Origin of the sequence: Enterococcus sp. 3G6_DIV0642 (assembly GCF_002140635.1) — a bacterium.
Lineage (GTDB): Bacteria > Bacillota > Bacilli > Lactobacillales > Enterococcaceae > Enterococcus_D > Enterococcus_D casseliflavus.
Map to the genome: position 1 here is coordinate 3,431,166 of NZ_NGLH01000001.1, position 20,853 is coordinate 3,452,018.

Genomic DNA, 20,853 nt, shown 5'->3' on the forward strand with positions numbered 1-20,853 from the left:
AGGATATTTTTTTGTGAATCATCAATCATAATTAATAGAGATCACTTGATCACTACTAGACATAGCAAGACAAAAAAGCGACGTTTCTATGGGTGCCGATTACTCGACCATAGAAACGCCGCTGCCGTTATTGGCTCGACTTAAACTTGTTGCAAGACCCGTGCTTGTCCCTCTTTGACATTGAGAGTGATCGATCCTTTGGAAGCACCAATCGTCACTTTGTCACCTAAATGAATTTGTCCTGATAGGAGTGCTTCACTTAAACGGTCTTCGACTTCTTTTTGCAATGCTCGACGAATCGGCCGTGCCCCATATTCTGGATCAAAACCAGCTTTACCGATCACATCGATGGCAGATGGCGTGATCTTCAATTGGATGTCTTGGTTGCTTAACCGTTTGATGATCGCTTTGCTCATAATCTTCACGATTTCGTGGATCTCCCCTTCACCTAAGGATTGGAAGACCACTGTTTCATCCACACGGTTCAAGAATTCTGGACGGAAGGCTTTTTTCAGCTCTTCTAAGATCCGTTTTTGCATCGCTTGGTGATCTTTCGTTAAATCAGTGACATTGAATCCAACGCTTTTTTCTTCGCGGATTTGTTGGGCACCGATATTAGAAGTCATGATCAAAATCGTGTTGCGGAAATCGACCTTCCGACCTTTGGCATCCGTCAAATGTCCATCATCTAGCACTTGCAAGAGGATATTGAAGACATCGGGATGGGCTTTTTCCACCTCGTCCAATAAGATGACGGAGTAAGGTTTTGAACGGATTTTTTCCGTCAATTGCCCACCTTCGTCATAGCCGACATAGCCTGGCGGTGAACCGATCAAACGGCTCGTGCTGTATTTTTCCATAAATTCGGACATATCGACACGAACCAAGGCATCTTCACTACCAAACATCGCTTCTGCTAAGGCTTTGGCAAGCTCGGTTTTCCCGACACCGGTCGGGCCTAAGAACATGAAGGAACCAATTGGGCGGTTGGGGTCTTTCAACCCACTGCGGGCACGACGGATCGAACGAGCGACTGCTTTGACCGCTTCTTCTTGGCCAACTACCCGTTGATGCAAGATCTTTTCAAGATCCAACAAGCGTTCGCTTTCTTTTTTCTCCATCTGTTGCAAAGGTACACCAGTCCATTGGGAAACGACCGTGGCAACATCTTCTGCAGTAACACTATCGGCATAGCCTGACGCTTCTTTGACTTCCATAAACGCCACTTCCGTCAGTTGTTGGGTCAATTTCTTTTCCTTGATTCGCAGACGAGCTGCTGCTTCAAAATCTTGCTGGCGAATGGCTGCTTCTTTTTCTTCGATCAAGTTAGCGATCTCGTTTTGTAGATCTGCCAATTCCGAACTTTCATCGGTTTTGTCTAGACGCACTTTGGCTGCTGATTCATCCATCAAATCGATGGCTTTATCTGGTAATTGGCGCGAATTGATGTAACGTACGGACAATTGCACAGCGGCGTGTAACGCATCATCAGAAATTTCTACCCCATGATGTTCTTCATAACGAGGACGCAAGCCCCGCAAAATTTCTTCCGCTTCTTCTGGTGTTGGTTCGTCGACTTGCACTCGGGCAAAACGGCGTTCTAACGCAGAATCTTTTTCAATGTATTTTTGATACTCATCTAATGTCGTGGCACCGATGGTTTGCAATTCTCCACGGGCTAAGGCTGGTTTCAGAATATTCGAGGCATCAATCGCCCCTTCGGCTCCGCCGGCCCCAATCAGTGTATGCAATTCATCAATGAATAAGATGATTTGACCGTCTTGATAGATCTCATCGATGATTTTTTTCATTCGGTCCTCAAATTCTCCACGGTATTTCGTTCCAGCAACTAAAGCCCCCATGTCCAGCATCATCAAACGTTTGTTTTGCATGTCTTCTGGGACTTCCCCATTGATGATTTTTTGGGCTAAGCCTTCGGCGATCGCGGTTTTCCCAACACCAGGTTCCCCAACGAGAACAGGGTTGTTTTTGGTCCGACGGCTAAGGATCTGGATCAGCCGTTTGACTTCTTTGGCACGACCGACAACAGGATCTAGCCGTTTTTCACGGGCTAATTTGGTCAAATCACGGGCTAAGGAATCCAAGGTCGGTGTTCCTTGCTGCGCTTTGGCTTGGGCTGGACGACGACGACCAGCACTTCCGTTGGTTTTGCTTTCATTGAAGCCCATTTTTTTCTTCAAAAGCTGACGCATTTTCGCGAGACTCAAGCCGAGATTCAGCATGATTCGTGAAGCCAAAATGTCTTCGTCTCTTAATAAGCCTAATAATAGATGTTCGGTACCGATCTGTGGTGCCCCTAAACGCTTGGCTTCATCCCCTGCATAAGCAAATGTATGTTTTGCTCGTGGTGAATACGCGAGATAGGCGTTTTCTGGGTATTGACGAACGGTGCCGTACCCTGTTAAATGTTCGATTTCTTCACGAATATCGTTTTCTGTGATATTCATTTCCCGTAACGTTTTGCCAGCGATCCCGTTTTGTTCAATGACCAGTGCCAATAGAATATGTTCAGAACCTACCGCTTGGTGCTTAAAGTATTTTGCTTCTTCTTGGGCGATAGCCAAAACGGCTTTCGCGCGTTGGGTGAATAATTCATCCATCTCTTTCACTTCCTGTCTTCGTAACTTAATCGTTCTAGAATTGCATGGAGCAAATCTGCTCGTGTTCTATTTTCATAAGGAGAACGTCCTAGAACTGCTTTCGCGATGACGGTCAACAATAAATTGCCTTCTCGCTTGGACAGGATTCCTTCCTCATAAAGTTTCTGGATTATTGCATACGCATCTTTTTCCGAGATGGTTTCATCGAATAATTGATTCATTTCTTTTAAATAGTGGTGGCTGTCAGTAATTTTGACTTTCTCGATCCGAATATAGCCGCCCCCGCCGCGTTTACTTTCAACCGCATAGCCTCTTTGAACGGTAAAGCGGGTATTGATCACGTAATTTATTTGTGAGGGCACGCAGTTGAACAAATTTGCCATTTCTGCGCGACGAATCTCAATGGTTTCACTGTCTTCAAGAATTTTCTTCAAATATGCTTCAATCAAATCGGAAGTGTTGTGATGGCTCAATTCATTCCCTCCCTTGACTAATTCTGACCTTCATTATACCCAATTTTTGAATCCTTGGAAAGATGTACGCTTGCACAAAAGGAAGGTCTAAAGGAAATTTTAAAGACGCTTATCCCTCGCTTCAGCTTTTTTAGCTACAAAAAGAAACAAGCAGCTCGTCGGGGAACAAAAAGAAAATTCTTTAGTCCCCGAAGGCTGCTTGTTCTTCTAACATAAACGTTCGTCTTATTGCGTACTTTCTGAACTACTTTCACTCGTTGACGAGCTGCTGCTTGAGGAGGATGAGCTGCTTGACGAAGAAGAATCCTGTGGTCGAGGACCTCTGGAAACCGTCACGGTGACAGAACTTCCTACTGCTACAGAAGTACCTGCTCCCGGCGTAACGCGCACTACTTCTCCAGCAGGCACAGATTCGTTATAATCAGATTCTTGTTCTATCGTATACTGCAATCCTGCTTCATTCAAATCTGCTTCTGCATCGGCTTGGCTTTTGCCAACGATTCTTGGTACATTGACCATTTCTTGCCCGCTGCTGACAGTTAATGTAATGATGGTTCTGGAAGTCACAACGGACTCGCCACTCGCTGGTGCTTGACCAATGATCGTACCTTCCGGTTGGCTACTGGATTCGTAAGTGACATTGATTTGTGAAAGGCTTACCCCGCGAGAAGTTAATGCTGCTCGTGCATCTGCCTCTGTCATACCATAATAGTTGTCCATTGCGAAGCTATCTGGTCCGGAGCTGACCTTAAAGGTGATTTCGTCTTCTGCTGGGGAAACTTCCCGCCCTGCTGCTGGTGATTGACTGATAATATCCCCTTCGTCGACATCATCTGACGACTCTAACTCTTCTTTGATTCTGTCTTCATCAAAGCCTAAATCGATCAATTCTTTTTTGACATCATCGAAGGAACGACCTTCATAGTCATCAAGGGTGATTTTCTTCGTTCCGCTGCTGATATAAAGAGTCACGACGGAATTCTTTTTGACTTCATTGCCTTCTGGCGGATCGGTCTTGACGACATTGCCTGCTTCGACTTCATCGTCTTCGATTTCTTCTACCTCGTCTGCCACTTGCAAACCAGCAGCTTCCAGCTCGGCACGGGCAGCTGCTTCTGTTTGACCACTGACTTCAGGAATTGCCACATCTCCCCGACCACCGCCGAATAGGAAGTAACTGCCTATGCCTAGCAGTGCGATCACCATAATGATGGGCAGCAGCAGCCACCGTTTGCGTTTTTTCTTTTTCGGCTGCGCTGGTTCTTCAGCTTGATCCGCAACCTTATCTTCTACGGGTTCTTCTACTGGCGGCGTTTCGACTTGGGCTGCTTCCACAGGAGTCAGCACTCTCGTTTCATCCATCAGGGCATGAGGTTCCCATCTCGGTTCATTGAGTCGGTCAGGAGACAACACGGTATCAAGGTCCGCTCGCATTTCATCGGCAGTTTTGTACCGATCCGCCGGTTCTTTGGCGGTCGCCTTCAATACGACGTTTTCCAGCGATTGCGGAACATTTTTGTCATAGATCCGAATCGAAGGGATCTCATCTTGGAAATGTTTCAAGGCGATCGTTACGGCTGATTCGCCATCAAAGGGTACTTTGCCCGTTAAAATTTCATAGAGAATGATTCCAATCGCATAAATATCTGATTGGTTGGTCGCCATACTGCCTCGTGCTTGTTCTGGTGAAAGATAATGCACCGAGCCTAGCATCGAGTTGGTTTGGGTGATTGATGTTTCTGATAAGGCGATCGCGATCCCAAAATCGGTGATTTTCACCACGCCGTCTTCATTGATCAGCACATTCTGGGGCTTTAGGTCCCGGTGAATGATGCGGTGCTGATGGGCCAATGCCACCGCTGATAAAATTTGTTGGATGATATCAACGATCTGCAAATAAGGTACGGGATAGTGCGTTTGGATATAGCGCTTGAGATCCATCCCTTTGACATATTCCATCACCAAAAACTGCATGCCGTCTTCTTCGCCGACATCATAAACGGTTACGATGTTTGGATGAACCAGCTCAGTCGCCGCCAAGGCTTCTCGTTGAAAGCGCCGAATCGCACTTTGGTCGTTTTGGAAGTCAAAACGAAGCACTTTGATTGCCACTTCACGGTCTAAGATCAAGTCATGCGCCAAAAACACATTTGCCATTCCGCCGCTGCCGATATTGCCGATGATTTTGTATCGGCCGTTTATCTTCTTCCCAATTTCGATCATGGGCGCTCTCCTCCAACTTTAATCAATAATACCGTGATATTGTCGACACCACCGCGTTCGTTGGCTTGATCGATCAATGATTGCACTGCTTCTTCCAGCACAGGGTTTTCTTGGATCGTTGCTGTGATCTCTTCATCTGAGACCATGTTGGTCAATCCATCTGAACACAGCAGCAAATAATCCCCGTCTGCAATAAAGTGGATCGCCACATCGACTTCGACTTCGCTTGGCATACCGATCGAGCGGGTCAAAACGTTTTTGCGAGGATGATTCAAGGCCATTTCTGCCGTGATTTGTCCCGACTTCACCAATTCATTGACCAGTGAATGGTCCTCTGTGATTTGAGTCAGCACTTGATTGCGTAAAAGATAGGCACGGCTGTCCCCGACATTGGCGATCGTAAACTGGTCGCCTAATAAGGCCACAGCAATGATCGTGGTGCCCATGCCGCTAAGTTCTTCTTGTTCTTGTCCTTTTTGGAAAATCACTTGGCTTTCCGCTTGGATTTTTTGGATCAGCCATTGGGCAGTTTTTTCACTGTCTGTCAGCTCTGTCTGTTCCCAAGCGGTGCCGATCTCACTGACTGCTTGACGGCTAGCGACATCTCCGGCCCGGTGGCCCCCCATGCCATCGGCAAGCAAGGCCAATGTCACATTGGCTTTATTTACATAGGTTGCTGCAAAATCTTGGTTTGTGTTGCGACGTTTGCCGACATCTGTTTGAAAACGAATCTCCAATTTCTTTCACCTCGTTACTTTTTGCGTAGACAACTGATAAAAAAGCCATCTGTCATAAAATCTTGCGGATAGATCGTCAACATATCCTCTTGAACCGCTTCGGCTGCCAGCGGTCCTACCGCAAGAGGCATTTGCTCAAATTCAGGATGGTCAGCGAGAAACGCTGCCACGACTTGTTGATTTTCTTCCGCTAGAATCGTGCATGTGCTGTAGACCATTATACCCGATTTTTTCAGGGTTGGGGCGGCACTTTCCAAAATCTCTCGCTGAATCTGCGGCAAGCGTTGGAAATCGGCTTCCGTCTTGCTGTATTTGATGTCCGGTTTACGGCGCATCAACCCTAATCCAGAACAAGGGGCATCCACTAAGATGCGATCAAATTGTTCGGGTGCAAAGGTTTGAGCCGTCTCCCGCGCATCCATCACGCGGGTCTCCACAACTGCTTCGATGCCTAAACGTTGGGCATTTTGCTGAATCAGCTTAACCTTATGGGCATGGATATCCAGTGCTGTCACTTTGCCGCCCTCTGCGGCAGACAAGAAGGCAGCGATATGGGTCGTTTTGCCTCCTGGTGCGGCGCAGGCATCCAGTACTTGATGGTCTCGGGCTACTTGTAAAACGGGGGCAACCAGCATCGAACTTTCATCTTGGATCGTCAGTAAACCTTCTTTGTAGAGGGACGAGCCCGCCATAAAGCCTTTGTCAGCCACAACCCCATAGGGGGAAAGCTCACTTGGTCGTGCGTCGATGCCTTCTTCTTGTAGCCGTTCGATCGCTGCTGCTTGCGAGATGCGCTGCAGATCGATACGACCACTGGCATGATTGGGTTCAAATAGGGCATAACCCAGCTCGCTAGTTTCTTCGATCCCAATTTGTTTGACTAGTTTCTTCGTTAGCCACAGGGGCAAACTGATTTCCGTTGCTAAACGTTCCATTGGGTCTTTGATCAATGCCAAGTCTGGCACTCCTTGTCGTTGGATCGTGCGCAGCACGCCATTGACGAACTTACCAGTCCCCGGATTGCCTTTGGCTTTCGCAATATCCACGGCTTCATGAATGATGGCATGGGCGGGTACTTTATCGAGATACAGCATCTGATACAAGGAAAGCCGCAGCAGCGTTTTGACCCACGGGTCGACTTTGCGGGCATTTTTAATAAACCGGTCCAAATAATAATCCAATAAAAGCTGACGACTGATGGTGCCGTACACCAATTCAGTCAATAAGCGACCGTCTTTGTCATTTAAGCGCCCTTGATTCATCAATTCCCGCAGCAGTAGATTGGAATAAGCGCCGCCTTTTTCGATTCGCAACAACGCTTCTAGTGCCACAAAGCGCACTGTATATTGTATGTCTCCAAGATTACGCTTCATAGGTACCTACCTGATCCCCTTTTTGAATCTGTTGTCCACTGCCGTTTAAGAATGCGGCAATGTCTTGTCGGCCTTTTCCAGCTGGCTGCAATTCATCGATAGCCAATACCGTGCCTTCCCCACAAGCGATCAGCAACGTTTTTTTCGTCCGTTCAATGATCGTTCCTGGTTGGGCTGTCGTCGTTTGCTCCAGCGGTGTCACTTGCCAAAGTTTCCAGCGGTTGCCATTTTGTGTCGTAAAGGCGATCGGCCATGGTCGCATGCCTCGGACTTGGGCATCGATTTGCACCGCCGTTTTCTGCCAGTCGATGGCTTCTTGTTCACGGCTGATATTTGGTGAAAAGGTGACTTTTGCTTCTTCTTGCGGGACAGGCTGCAGCTCTCCTGACAAGATTTTCGGCACAGTTTCCAGCAGCAAGTCTTTGCCTAATAGGCTCAACTTATCAAACATCGTCCCCACATCATCTTGTGCCGTGATCGGCAAATGAGCTTGAGCAAAAATACCGCCAGCATCCATTTTTTTGATCATTTCCATGATGGTTACACCCGTTTCTTGCTCCCCTTCCATAATGGCATAATGCACAGGTGCTCCGCCACGGTATTTCGGCAGTAGGGACGCATGAACGTTGATAGCGCCATGCTTTGGTACTTCTAGTAACGCACTAGGTAAAAATTGGCCGAAAGCTGCCGTGATCAGCAGGTCAGGTGCTAAAGCTTGAATCTGCTCCATTTCTGGCGACCCACTGATTTTTTCTGGTTGTAAAACCAACAAGCCATGCTTCATCGCCGCTTCTTTAACGGGGGTCGGAGTGATGGTTTTTTTGCGACCGACGGGACGATCCGGCTGGGTCACGACTGCTGCCACTTCATAGCCAGCTTCAAGCAAGCCTTCTAAAATTGGGACGGAAAACGCCGGGGTACCCATAAAGACGATTTTAGTCATTTTCATGTTCCTCCATATACTTTTCTAAGTCTTCTTCAGGAATGCGTTCGACGAGCTTGTCGACAAACAGCACGCCATTTAAATGATCGATCTCATGCTGCATCGCACGCGCCAAGTAGCCGAATGCTTCCACTTCCATTTCCTCTCCTTCTCGGTCGAAATAGCGGACAGTGATCTCGTCTGCTCGTTTGACGGTCCCAAAGGTGTGGGGAATACTCAAGCAGCCTTCCACATCAAGGGATTCACCAGAAGAAGCGATGATCTCAGGGTTGATCATTTCAAAGCGGTCGTCTTCTTCGACTTCCACGATCGCCACTTGCAGGTTTTTGCCGACTTGCGGTGCGGCAATACCGATCCCGTCGTGGGCGACCATCGTTTCATAAAGGTCGTCTAGTAGCTGAACGAGCTCATCGGTAATAACTTTGACGGGTTTTGCTTGCCGACGAAGACGTTCATCGGGGGTGATAATAATAGGATAACGCATATTTTCTCCTCTAAATAAAATTCAACGGCTCTTGGTCAATCGACACGTACAATCCTTTGCGCTGATCGATTTGACTTTGATCCAACAGACGGGTCAACAAAGCAGGTAGCTGCGGTTCATTTTTGTATTTAATGATCAATTGGTAGTAATAACGGTTTTTCACCCGCAAAATCGCACTGGGTGCCGGACCCAACAAAATACTTTGCGGTGACAGCTCCTGCTGCAGATTCCGCGCGATCGCAAACATCTTCTGAGCTGCGACTTGCTCTTCGGGATGACTGCAGGTGATTTTGACGGTGAAATAATACGGTGGATAGCCGCTTTGGTGCCGCATCCACATTTCTTTTTGATAGAAATCTTCGTAATCTTGCGACTGCGCCAATTGGATGGCGTAGTGCTCAGGGTTGAATGTTTGGATCACCACTTCGCCGGTTTTTTCCGCCCGACCTGCCCGACCACTGACCTGAGTCAACAGCTGGAACGTCCGTTCACTTGAACGAAAATCTGGCAAATTCAAGGCGGTATCGGCATTCAAGACCCCTACCAGTGTGATATCAGGGAAATCCAAGCCTTTGGCGATCATTTGAGTCCCTAACAAAATATCCGCTTTTTTCTCCCCAAACAAGGTCAAGATTTTTTCATGGGCGCCTTTTTTGCGGGTGGTATCGACATCCATCCGTAAGACCCGCGCTTCGGGAAACAGTTCCTTCAACTCTTCTTCCACTTTTTGCGTACCCGTTCCGTAATAACGAATCTTGTCTGCATTGCAATTGGGGCAACGATGGGGGATGTGTTCTTCATGTCCGCAATAATGACAACGCATCGTTTTGGTATCCATATGCAGCGTCAAGGAGATGTCGCAATTTGGGCAAGGCAAAACATACCCGCAATCGCGGCACATCACGAAGGAAGAGTAGCCGCGCCGATTCAGCAGCAAGACGATCTGTTCTTTGCGGGCCAAGCGGTCTGTAATTTTTTCCTGTAACGGACGAGAAAAGGTTTGATACTTTTTATTGGCAAATTCGGTACGCATATCCACGACTTCGATCTGCGGTAATTGCGCACTGGTTTTTGCTCGTTGATTCAATTTCAATAAGCGGTAGACTTCTTTTTGCGCCCGGGCACGAGATTCCAATGACGGCGTCGCACTGCCTAACACCACTGGACAGTGATGGTACTGGCTGCGCCAAATCGCTAAATCTCTCGCATGGTAACGAGGGGCTTCATCTTGCTTGTAGGAGGCTTCGTGCTCCTCATCGACGATGATGACCCCGATGTTTTTCAACGGAGCAAAAATCGCCGAGCGGGCGCCAACCACCACCTGCGCCTCCCCACGTTCGATCTTACGCCATTCATCGTATTTTTCACCTTGGGACAAGCCGCTGTGTAAAACAGCCACTGCGTCGCCGAGACGGCTTTTAAAGCGTTCGACCATTTGCGGAGTCAACGCGATCTCTGGCACGAGCATGATCGCGGTTTTGCCTTGTTTCAGCAATTGGGCGATCGCTTGCAGATAGACTTCTGTTTTCCCACTGCCGGTGATCCCTTCCAGTAAAAAAGTCTGTGCCTCTTGGTTATCCGCACAAGCAGTGATTTGCGCTACTGCAGCTGCCTGTTCTTCATTTAATTCAAGCGGGACCGTTTTTTGAAATTGACGGTCTTTGTAAGGATCACGGTAGGCTTCAACTTCCGTAAAGGTCAGCCAACCAGCTTCTTGCGCTTGGTTCAAAGCCGCGGTGGAAATCCCTTGTTCGGTAAAAAAGGAAACCGGCAAGCGGGCTTCCTCTGTCAAAATCTGTAAGATTTCCAGCTTGCGTTTGGCCCCTTTGCGCAGCTGTTGCTGGACGGCGGGGATTTCTACTGGCTCGATCTTGCGTTCAATGTAACGGGTCATTTTCGCTTTGTTTTTATTTTTCACGAGATACTGCAATTCAACTACTGCGGCTTCCCGCAAAGGCTTCAACTGCGGCAACAGCCCGGCACTTTCGGCGTCTTGCCAGCTGAGGATGCCGTTTTCGGGAAAATATTCTTTGATGGGATGATTTCCTTCCAGCAAAACGATCTGCTTTTGGTACTCGGCTTTCATCACACTAGGCAGCATCGTCTGCAAGCAAGTGATCTTAAAGGCAAAGGTCGTTTCCTTCATGTAGTCGGCTAATTGGAGAAGTTCTTCATTGACGACAGGCGACAAATCCAACAAACGAACGATTGGTTTTAAGGTCTGCTGCGGTTCGGCAACTTCTGAAAGGCCGACGACGAACCCTTGGATATGGCGGTCGCCCTTGCCAAATGGCACTTCGACCCGCATCCCTGTCTCAATGGCGGCTTGTAATTCTGATGGGATCAGATAGGTAAAAGGCTGATCGGTCTGCATCGTGGGAACATCCACGATCACTTCTGCTATGTACGCCATTTCTTCTCCTCCTTTTAGGTTCTATTTTACTAAATGGGTGGGGGTTTGTCTGTACCCCTTACAAAAATTTAACCATCATCATTCAAAAGAAAAAGCCAGAACACAGGCGTGCTCTAGCTTGCTTTTGTCTATAGCTTTTGTTCGTCGCGGATACGCGCTTCTAATTCTTTTTGTTCTTGGTCTTTTTGCGCTTTGCGCTCTTCTTGTTCCATTTTCAAGCGGGCACGCTTGATTTCTGGATGCGGATCATTAACGACTAATTCCGCTTCGATTTCTTCAAGTGCTTGACCCACGCTTTTCACTGAATCAAAGTTTTCTAGTGTTGCTTGCGCACCGGCATCAAGTTCATGCGCCCGTTTGCTTGCTAAGATCACTAATGAATATTTTGAATTGACACGATCCAACAAAGAATCGATTGAAGGTTTTAACATCATATTTCTTACAGCTCCTCTAACATTTTGATATAGGTTCCGATCACTCGGTCAACGCGAAAATGTTCACTCGAAATAATTTCGCGAATTCGTTGGACTGCCTTAGGTACTTCATCATTGACAACGGCATAATCATACAAAGCCATCATTTCGATTTCTTCACGGGCGACACGCATCCGTTCATCGATCACTTCGGCAGAGTCGGTTCCTCTTCCTGTAATACGAGAGCGTAATTCTGCCAGATCAGGTGGCGTCAGAAAAATAAACACACCATCGGGAACTTTGTCTTTTACTTGTTTTGCCCCTTGCACTTCGATCTCTAAAAACACATCTTTTCCTTGATCCAGTGTCTGTTGGACATAAGATAATGGGGTGCCATAATAATTGCCGACATATTCGGCGTATTCCAGCATTTCACCGGCTTCGATCAAGGCTTCAAATTCTTCACGCGTGCGGAAATAGTAATCGACCCCTTCCACTTCCCCCTCGCGTTTTTGACGAGTGGTCATTGAAACGGAATATTGAAAATCGTTGTCGTCACTCTCAAAAATTGCTTTGCGCACGGTCCCTTTCCCTACTCCGGAAGGTCCTGATAAAACTATAAGTAATCCTCGCTCTGACATAATGACGTCCTTTCACTGACATTTGCTTAACGTCTATTTTGCACTTTTTTTCAGCAACTTTCAAGAACTACTTTATTATAATGGGAATTTCATGAAATTGCTAGTCTACACTTCGGCCGCTTTCTTAAAAGCCCATGTTGCTTAAGGTATTGATGACCCCTGCCAATTCGTCTTTAGCGGTGATCGCTTTTTCAGTAGGATCCGTCACTTCTTGGCAATCGATACGTACGATGTACCGACGATTTAAAGAAACAGCTACGCCATCAACTAATAGATGGAGAAAATCTGGCTCGATGGCTACGCAAGCATCTTCCCACGCAGAGAAATTCTCTTTGTCAGAAGGAATACTGCGCTTGATGACATTTTTTCCGCTTAGTTCGTGAAAGGTGATATCGTAATATTTCATTGGTTCATTCCTCCTACTCGATGTTTTGAACTTGTTCTCTGATTTTTTCAATGATCGTCTTCATTTGGACGACACTGTTTTTGATTTGGATCGGACTTGATTTTGAGCCAATCGTATTGACTTCTCGGTTCATCTCTTGGATCAAGAAATCCAGCTCTCGACCTATCGGTGTCTCAGCTGCCAGCAGCTCCGTCATCGTCGTTAAATGGATACTTAAACGATCCAGTTCTTCGTGGATATCGCCGCGTTCCAATAAAATCGCCAACTCTGTCAGTAAACGATCGCGATCGACTTCTTCCCCTAAATAAGCAGTCAGTTTCTTTTCAAAGCGTTCTTGGTAGTCCGCCTCATAGATGCCCACGAATTGTTTGAGTTCTGTCAGCTTTTCCTGCAGCTGTCGCTGGTTTTCTTGCAAGATCTGCAAAATACCTTGCCCTTCCACCCAGCGGCTTTGATCGATCGCTGCCAGCGCTTGATCTAATGCTTCCATCACGCCATCGGCCAAGGTGCTTTCTTCTGGCTCTTGATCAGAGATCGTTAGAAAGGCCTCATGGAGCAGGAATTGTTCCAGCAATGCTGCTTTTGGCAGCTCTGCTAGGTCAAAACGGTCTTTGGCTTCGGTATCGATCTCCTGCATGAAACGTTCCAGCAAGTCCCATTGGATCTCGATCTGTTTCGTATTTGCGGTTTTTTCTTTTAAAGTCACATACAATTCGATTCGTCCTCGCTGGAGGGTCTGCTTGATCGACTGCCGTAAAGCACCTTCTAGAGGATTCAATTGTTTGGGCATTCGCAGCTGCAGGTCCAAAAAGCGCTGATTGACACTTTTGATCTCAATTTCGATCTGCACATCTGGCGTTTCTGCACTGCCTTTGCCAAAACCAGTCATACTTTTCATTTGATCACTCCTCACCGTTTTGCTTTCTTACATGGAAAGCAGGGCTTTTTTAAGTTCTGCGAATTCTTCATTGGATAAGGTCACGCCTTTGCCCATCTTCTCGTGCTCTGGGCCCCAATCTCTCAGATCAAATTTTGGCGGACGCCCATTCCAGCTCACCAAATTCAATTCTTTGCGCCAGCCTCTTTGATTTTCCGAAAGCACGGCGATCTCTTCAACGATTTCATACGAAAATTTATCCATTTTCTGCTCCTTTCAAAAGATAGTGACTATACGCTGCCATTAAAGCAGTCAGCGGGTAACGCCGGCGAATCTGCTGAAGGGCGGGCAGATTCAATTGCTGCGTCCGATAAAAAAAGAAAAAACGGTTTTGCTCGGACAAGACAAAAAAACGGTCGCGATAATAGCTCAGCCACTCGGTGATCGACCAGGCATCGGCTTCTTCCACTGCCTTTAGCGCAATTTTTTCAGCTAAAGCCGTTAGCATCGTTTCCTGCTCATAAATCACCGTAGGCGCTAGATACAATACTTTCGCGGTACACTCTATCAGTATACGCCCCCACTGCTCAAATGGCACATCCTGTTGATAGAATTTACGCATTTTTTTCCAAAATTCTTTTTTCTTTAGTTCCTGATAAAGCAACGGGTCTGTCTGGCGTAGCTCTTTCAAAAAGCCCCGCCATAACGGCTGAAAATCAACCGCCTTTTCAAAGGTATACCAATGGCCTTGGTATTTGCCGAACACTTTCAAGGTTTCCAAATAGCCTAAGGTCATATTATCCAGCGAACGCTGGGCATCAAAAACCAAAAAGCTGCCTAATGACCAAGGAGACCCCAACGAAAGCTGCGCAGTTTCTTCCGTCACAACCGTCCTTTTATTGATGCCAGGTCCTTGGACATCCACGGTGATACATTCCGTTGCCCCTTGCTGGACAGCGATGTCGATGGGTAGGTTGTTGCGATAGCCGCCATCAATGTAATAGACGTCGTTAATTTTTTGCGCCTGCATCGCTGGATAAAACGAGGCGGATGCCAATAACCAATGCAGATTTTCCTCTACTGCGGATGGATTAAAGGCATAAACCGTCTCCTTGAAATCGGGCAGACGAGTCGTACAGATCAGCAAACGACAAGCAGTTTGTCTGAATTTTTCTTGATCAAAGGTCTTTTGCAAAAGCTTTGCCAACGGTTCGGTACTGGCACCGTTGCTTTTGACCGCTTCGCGGACCAGCGAATTGGCTTGATTCATCAAATCTCGCAATGTTTGGGCACGTACCGAAGCAAGCGGATAGTGCAATACTTGCTCGTTAGAGATATTTGCCCATAAATCGACGGCCGCTTCCACATCGTTCATTAAAATCAAGGCGCCATTCAAGGCACCGACGGAAGTTCCCGTGATCCATTCAAAGGTGATGCCCCGTTCTTGCAGCGCTTGCCAAACACCGATTTGATACGCCCCGTGAGCACCGCCACCGCCTAAAACCAGCGCCGTCTGATAAGCTAGCGCTTTTTGATACCCTTGAGGGACCACCTGATACCCTTGCTGGATAAACCACTCAGCCAAGGGGGTTCGATGAGGAAGTTGCCACGAGACAGCTGCCACAAAACGACTGCGGGCAAAGCTTTCTGTCACGGCTAGCAGTTGTTTCCAAGTAAAATCGGCGGCTGCTTCCACCAGCAGATTGGTGATAGTCAGTGTCTTTTGGTCAAAATCAAACTGCCCAGCAAGGTAAAAACGTCCGTAACGGCTGTCGATCTGCCAGCCCTGCTGCGCTATATCGGCTAGAAAGGCTCGTCGCGCTTTTGAATGCGACTCAAAAAAGGAAAAGACGAGTCGGCTTTCTTGAAATCCTGCCCTTTGTGCAAGAAAATCGATCGAAGTCAGTTTTTTCACTTTCATCAAGACGCCTCCTCAAGCAAAAAAGAATAGACGAATGACACGCCAGCTGCCGTACCACTCGAGCTATTCTTTTGATTAAAATGTTCGTTGTGCCATGTTGAATGCCGCCAGCATCTCATCCGTTGCTTCGTCGACAGGCGTTACAGATTCCAGATCACCTTGGATCACACGACGGGTGACACCGCCCATTTCCCCACAGGTGATCAGCGTGATCATTTTACGGCCTTCCACTTCGTCAAGCAAATAGACATCGGTCGGATCGACCCGCACAGAAGAAGTCGCGGTATACGTGTAAATATTTTCCAGATCGGTCACATAGATAGCCGCCCCGATGGCGACATCATCCAATGGCGTAAACAAAAGCTCTGGCGATTGGGCGCGATGGCTGGCTAATGCGTAATTGCCTTCCCCCATTTTTTGGGTGGGACTTAACGTACCAGCACCATACAGCAAGGCCTCGTTGGCCAAGCCTTTAAAAATCGGCAGATTGATCCCCACACTAGGAACCGCCACGCCGCCGATCACTGGCAAGGCTTTGTTGCTCAGCTGCGCCCGTAAGACTGCTTCTGAACTCGCCGGCTCCACGGCATCAAAATCAAAGGTCACTTCCGCTTCCATATTTTTTTCCACATCAATACGATCAATGGTGCCGACTGCGTAAGCTTCACCTGTTTGTTTAATAAAATAATTTTTGATTTGATTATTAAAAATCAATGCTAAACCAATCAATAACAGCAAAAGCAAAAAGAGATTGCTCAGCCAATTCGAAAGTCTGCGTTTCTTTTTTCTCATAGGTTTTCGTCTCCATTAGTTTCTTCTTTTATCATACCAAAATCCTCATAAAGACGCCAATTTTGGCCAGTTTTTTTACGAAAAGACAAGATTTGCCTTTTTTTGTCGAAAAAGGGAACTTAAAAATTGTTTTTTCTGTTATTTTGTAATATAACTTTAAACGAAAAGATACAAGCAATTTTCAGCGCTTTGTTGTAGAATGAACTTAGTATATAGGAGGGATCGATCGGCATGTCTAACACGATTTACGTACATATTGATACAACCAGCAATGCCGTCTTGACCCGCGGGCTTGCCCCCCAAGATTTTAACAAGAGCATCGTCCATCAGCCCAAGAATTTGCTCTTGCTTGATCCTTCCAGTGATTTCGGCGAATTCGACGGTCATACGGGCTTAAAAGTGATACGCGGAATGGAAGACGTCCAACTGTTTTTTCAGCAGATCAACAAAGGTCGTGTTGCCGAAGAAATGAAGTGGATCGATTTTAATGATTACGAGATGGTCAAAGAATTGACGCCTTTAGAGATCTCCGAGTTGTTATATTTTGGCCACATGAAGACACACCTCCACTCCCCTTTCTTTTACAAACTGCAAAATAACTTTGTTTTCTTTGACTTAAAAGATGCACGTTCCCGCGTTTATTATCGCTATTTAGATGAATATTATCGGATCTTGGCGGATCGGATCACCCGCATCGTCTTAGAAAAAATCAATGATCGTCTCTCCTTTTTTAAAAAAGCAACACCGGTGGAAAAGCTCGATTTTAATTTGCTGAAAGAATTGCGGGGAATCATGCAAGAAGGCATCGTCTTTTGTCTGACACAAGAACAATTGATCGACAGAACCTATACGATCCCGATCTATCTGTCAGAAGATGCTGGCTTAAAAAACACGCTGGTCAATCAAAAAGAGCTGGATCAAATCGCTGTTTTGCGCTATTCAGCCAGCAAAAAAAGCTGGTCGTTGGAAATTGACCAAGAAGATCTAGCGTTTGGCTTTATCGACAAAAAAATGTCTTGATGCTTCTCTTTCTCGAAGAGCATCAAGACATTTTTTGATGGTTCCATTTCTAAAACTAAGCTTTCGGGACAAATAATTTCGGGGCTGCCTTGACTAAGAGACCTAGGACGACCCCTACATAAACGATATTGATAATGACCGATGATCCATTAAAGATCAAGGAATACAGATACGGGCTTTGTCCTGGCGGTGCGTACATTCCCCAGACAAAGACCCCCGCCCAATAATGCCAAAACCAACGGCTGATCACCGCCACGATGCCCCCTAAGACGACATACCACGTAACGGTTTTGCTGTTTTGACGGATCGCTTGCTGGATTTTATTAGCAAACAAGCCGCCCATCCCGCCAAAAGCAAAGGCAAAGGGATATTCAAAAATGATCTGTGGAACGGTGATAAAGTTACGCATGGCGCTACCAATCAAAATATTCAGCAAGCCCCACATAAATCCCGCCGTCATTCCCGGCAGCACTCCGCGGCGATACGAATACAAAACCAAGGGCACGAGACCTAGAGACAAGTCGATACTGGAATTGGCTGTCTGGATCGGGATATACGACAAGACGACCCCGATCGCAGCGATCATCGTTCCTTCCGTCCACACTTGCAGCGACATTTTTCGTTTCAAAAAAAACTCCTCCTTTAGAATCATCACAATTCACAAAGGAGAAGTGTTGGACACTTCAACTCGTCACAATTCCTACGTTCGCATGATCGAAACAGGTACGAAGGGTTTAGAGTACTCTCATTCTCAGCCTTTGCAGACTCCCCTTTGTGATTAGATTCTATTTTATTTTTTGCTTGCATTTCGCAAGTCACTTTCAAGAATACCATAAATTGGTGAAAAGAAACATGACTGCGATCGTTTTTTCTAAAAACATCCTGAAACTCCTCAGAAAAAAACAGCCAATGAGGGGCTAAAGACCGACCATTGGCTGTTGTTCTCATGCTTATGAGACACGATTAAATTGATAATTTTGATTCAAACAGTGGACTGACTGGTTTGTTCTCATGGATTCGTTTGATCGCTTCGCCCATCAAGGCACCGACACTGATCTCATCGATTTTTTTCGACTTGCGGTCTTCTGGCAAGTGAATCGAATCTGTCACAACTAGATGCTCAATGGCAGAATCTTCGATCCGTTCCAAGGCAGGTCCTGACAAGACAGGGTGGGTACATGAGGCGTAAACACTTTTAGCACCTGCTTGTTTCAACGCATTCGCAGCCAATGTGATGGTACCAGCAGTATCGATCATATCGTCGATCAAGACACAAGTTTTGCCTTCAACATGACCAATGATATTCATGACTTCTGCTACGTTGGCTTTCGGACGACGTTTGTCGATGATCGCGATTGGTGACTTAAGAAACTCAGCTAATTTACGGGCACGAGTCACGCCCCCGTGGTCTGGTGAAACGACGACGACGTCATCGCCTTGAATGCCTCTTTCCAAGAAGTAGTTGGCGATCAATGGTGCACCCATCAAGTGGTCAACTGGGATATCAAAGAACCCTTGAATCTGTGAGGCATGCAAATCCAGTGTAACCATGCGGTTCGCACCGGCTTTTTCGATCATGTTTGCTACAAGTTTTGCGGTGATTGGTTCTCTTGATCGCGCTTTGCGGTCTTGTCTTGCATAACCATAATAAGGCATTACTACATTGATCGTCTTCGCACTGGCGCGCTTCAAAGCATCGATCATGATCAGCAATTCCATTAAGTTATCGTTTACAGGGCTGCTGGTTGATTGAATCACGTAGACGTGGGCACCACGAATACTTTCTTCAATATTCACTTGGATTTCACCATCGCTAAATTGTTTGACTGAACACTTACCTAATTCAACACCTACTGCAGCTGCGATTTTTTCCGCCAAAGGACGATTTGAGTTCAGAGAAAAAATCTTCAATCTTGGATCAAAATAATGATTTGACATGAGAACCTCCACTTTCTTTGCGTTCATCTAGAAAAAAATGACTCCTTTTACTAGAATCTTCTTCCTAATAAATAGTAGTCATTTTTCCTTAAGAAATCAAGTCATTTCGCTATTTCTAATTTAGATAAGGCAACTTTTTCGCGTAATCCGCTTTATTTTCCTGACGGGCGCGGGCAATCGCCATACTGTGTTTAGGAATATCTTTGGTGATCGTTGAGCCAGCAGCGATCATCGTTTCCTCTTCGATGGTCAATGGCGCAACTAGATTGGAGCCAGAGCCGATAAAGCAATTGTCGCCGACAGTCGTTTTGAATTTGCTCTTGCCGTCATAATTAACAAAGACTACGCCGCAACCGACATTGATGTTTTTGCCTAAGGTCGCATCGCCAACATAAGACAAGTGTCCGACTTTGGTGCCTTCACCAATCGTCGCATTTTTGACCTCCACAAAGTTCCCGATATGGGCATGGGCCAAAATTTCCGCATTGGGACGAAGATGGGCATTGGGACCGACATCGGCGCCATCATGAATGATGCTCTCCTCGATCGTCGATGCCTTGATCGTCACTTGGTTGCCGATCTTGCTGTCTTCTATTTCAGAAGCTGCCGTAATGACACAGTCTTCTCCGATCGTCGTCTTCCCTTTGATGGTGACACCGGCTTCGATCAGGGTATCTGAGCCGATCACAACACCTTCGTCGATATAAGTCGTTGCCGGATCGATCAAGGTCACGCCATTTTGCATGTGCTGACGATTGATCCGCTGACGCATCAAGCGATTGGCTTCGGCTAAGGCGATGCGGTCATTGACTCCTAATGATTCATGAAAATCTTCGGTTTGATAAGCAGCGATGATTTTGCCGTCTTCCTTTAAGATCTCGATGATATCAGTCAAGTAGTACTCCCCTTGGGCATTGTCCGTATCTAATTTTGCCAAGGCGTCAAATAACAATTCATTATCGAAGCAATACGTCCCTGTATTGATTTCTTGGATCAGCGCTTCTTCGATCGACGCATCTTTTTGCTCAACGATTTTCTCCACGATACCGACACGATCCCGCACGATTCGGCCATAGCCTGTTGGGTCTGCCGCTTGCGCCGTTAAGATCGTCGCCGACGCATTTTTCCCTTGGTGGTAATCGAACAAGTTATTCAAGGTTTCCGTCGTCAATAACGGTGTATCCCCACTGATCACTAAGGTCGTCCCTTTTTTGCCTTTTAAAAATGATTCAGCTTGAACGACAGCATGGCCAGTACCCAATTGTTCGGCTTGTAAGGCATAGTTGGTGCGATCCCCCAGTTGCTCTTTGACCATTTCTGCCCCGTGACCGACGATCGTCACGATCTCTTCAGGATTTGTTTCCACCACTCGATTCATGATGTGCTCCACCATTGGTTTGCCACAAACAGGATGTAACACTTTATATAACTTCGATTTCATGCGCGTGCCTTTTCCAGCCGCTAAAATTATTGCAAAACGTGCGTCCACGTATTCCACTCCTATCAATCTGAACGATTTTTGTTCATTGAATTTCCTATAAACAGTTTAGCCCAAGTACTTGTAAATTTCAACGATTT

At 46.5% G+C, this 20,853-nt stretch carries 19 protein-coding genes and 1 riboswitch; of the genes, 1 reads left to right on the forward strand and 18 read right to left on the reverse strand.

Annotation, left to right across the window (positions count from 1 at the left end):
* Positions 1-140: 140 nt before the first annotated feature.
* From A5878_RS16575 to A5878_RS16645, 15 genes are all read right to left on the reverse strand, one after another.
* Positions 141-2,621, reverse strand: coding sequence for an ATP-dependent Clp protease ATP-binding subunit (locus A5878_RS16575; protein ID WP_010748867.1), 2,481 nt, complete (start codon positions 2,619-2,621; stop codon positions 141-143).
* A gap of 5 nt (positions 2,622-2,626) precedes the next feature.
* Entirely contained in the window at positions 2,627-3,094 is a 468-nt protein-coding gene (locus A5878_RS16580; RefSeq protein WP_005230319.1) for a CtsR family transcriptional regulator, read from the reverse strand.
* A 225-nt stretch (positions 3,095-3,319) separates the two neighbouring features.
* Positions 3,320-5,317 carry a Stk1 family PASTA domain-containing Ser/Thr kinase gene (gene pknB, locus A5878_RS16585; RefSeq protein WP_086295781.1) on the reverse strand — a complete coding sequence of 666 codons (1,998 nt, stop codon included), beginning with the start codon at positions 5,315-5,317 and terminating at the stop codon, positions 3,320-3,322.
* A complete protein-coding gene (locus A5878_RS16590) occupies positions 5,314-6,054 on the reverse strand; it encodes a Stp1/IreP family PP2C-type Ser/Thr phosphatase (protein WP_074536310.1) in 741 nt (246 codons plus the stop codon). The genes pknB and A5878_RS16590 overlap by 4 nt, the downstream gene beginning before the upstream one ends.
* Before the next feature lie 14 nt (positions 6,055-6,068).
* Entirely contained in the window at positions 6,069-7,427 is a 1,359-nt protein-coding gene (rsmB, locus tag A5878_RS16595) for a 16S rRNA (cytosine(967)-C(5))-methyltransferase RsmB (RefSeq protein ID WP_086295782.1), read from the reverse strand.
* Entirely contained in the window at positions 7,417-8,370 is a 954-nt protein-coding gene (gene fmt / locus A5878_RS16600; RefSeq protein ID WP_074536311.1) for a methionyl-tRNA formyltransferase, read from the reverse strand. The genes rsmB and fmt overlap by 11 nt, the downstream gene beginning before the upstream one ends.
* A complete protein-coding gene (gene def / locus A5878_RS16605) occupies positions 8,363-8,854 on the reverse strand; it encodes a peptide deformylase (RefSeq protein WP_005230314.1) in 492 nt (163 codons plus the stop codon). The genes fmt and def overlap by 8 nt, the downstream gene beginning before the upstream one ends.
* A 10-nt stretch (positions 8,855-8,864) precedes the next feature.
* The gene (priA, locus tag A5878_RS16610; protein WP_086295783.1) at positions 8,865-11,267 is read right to left on the reverse strand and encodes a primosomal protein N'; all 2,403 of its coding nucleotides are present in this window, start codon (positions 11,265-11,267) and stop codon (positions 8,865-8,867) included.
* A 128-nt stretch (positions 11,268-11,395) separates the two neighbouring features.
* Positions 11,396-11,701 (reverse strand): DNA-directed RNA polymerase subunit omega, encoded by a 306-nt coding sequence (gene rpoZ, locus A5878_RS16615; RefSeq protein WP_005232977.1) that lies wholly within the window; start codon positions 11,699-11,701, stop codon positions 11,396-11,398.
* Between the two features lie 5 nt (positions 11,702-11,706).
* Positions 11,707-12,321, reverse strand: a complete 615-nt coding sequence (gene gmk / locus A5878_RS16620) for a guanylate kinase (RefSeq protein ID WP_005230308.1) — start codon at positions 12,319-12,321, stop codon at positions 11,707-11,709.
* Between the two features lie 124 nt (positions 12,322-12,445).
* Complete coding sequence (locus A5878_RS16625; protein WP_005230307.1) at positions 12,446-12,727, reverse strand: hypothetical protein; 282 nt, start codon at positions 12,725-12,727, stop codon at positions 12,446-12,448.
* Between the two features lie 13 nt (positions 12,728-12,740).
* A complete protein-coding gene (locus A5878_RS16630; protein WP_086295784.1) occupies positions 12,741-13,625 on the reverse strand; it encodes a YicC/YloC family endoribonuclease in 885 nt (294 codons plus the stop codon).
* Positions 13,626-13,652: 27 nt separating this feature from the next.
* The gene (locus A5878_RS16635; protein ID WP_005230288.1) at positions 13,653-13,868 is read right to left on the reverse strand and encodes a YdbC family protein; all 216 of its coding nucleotides are present in this window, start codon (positions 13,866-13,868) and stop codon (positions 13,653-13,655) included.
* Positions 13,861-15,525 (reverse strand): patatin-like phospholipase family protein, encoded by a 1,665-nt coding sequence (locus A5878_RS16640; RefSeq protein WP_086295785.1) that lies wholly within the window; start codon positions 15,523-15,525, stop codon positions 13,861-13,863. Before A5878_RS16640 ends, A5878_RS16635 begins: the two co-directional genes overlap by 8 nt.
* A 75-nt stretch (positions 15,526-15,600) precedes the next feature.
* Entirely contained in the window at positions 15,601-16,317 is a 717-nt protein-coding gene (locus A5878_RS16645) for a class A sortase (protein WP_086295786.1), read from the reverse strand.
* 231 nt (positions 16,318-16,548) lie between these two features.
* Between A5878_RS16645 and A5878_RS16650 the strand changes: the two genes are divergently transcribed.
* Entirely contained in the window at positions 16,549-17,337 is a 789-nt protein-coding gene (locus A5878_RS16650; RefSeq protein WP_005230281.1) for a hypothetical protein, read from the forward strand.
* A gap of 55 nt (positions 17,338-17,392) precedes the next feature.
* Here the strand turns inward: A5878_RS16650 and thiT are convergent, their stop codons facing one another.
* The 3 genes from thiT to glmU form a co-directional block, all read right to left on the reverse strand.
* Complete coding sequence (thiT, locus tag A5878_RS16655; RefSeq protein ID WP_015510621.1) at positions 17,393-17,965, reverse strand: energy-coupled thiamine transporter ThiT; 573 nt, start codon at positions 17,963-17,965, stop codon at positions 17,393-17,395.
* 52 nt (positions 17,966-18,017) lie between these two features.
* A riboswitch (TPP riboswitch) is annotated at positions 18,018-18,119 on the reverse strand.
* A gap of 181 nt (positions 18,120-18,300) precedes the next feature.
* The gene (locus tag A5878_RS16660) at positions 18,301-19,275 is read right to left on the reverse strand and encodes a ribose-phosphate diphosphokinase (protein WP_005230276.1); all 975 of its coding nucleotides are present in this window, start codon (positions 19,273-19,275) and stop codon (positions 18,301-18,303) included.
* 115 nt (positions 19,276-19,390) lie between these two features.
* The gene (gene glmU / locus A5878_RS16665) at positions 19,391-20,764 is read right to left on the reverse strand and encodes a bifunctional UDP-N-acetylglucosamine diphosphorylase/glucosamine-1-phosphate N-acetyltransferase GlmU (protein ID WP_086295788.1); all 1,374 of its coding nucleotides are present in this window, start codon (positions 20,762-20,764) and stop codon (positions 19,391-19,393) included.
* Positions 20,765-20,853: the final 89 nt, after the last annotated feature.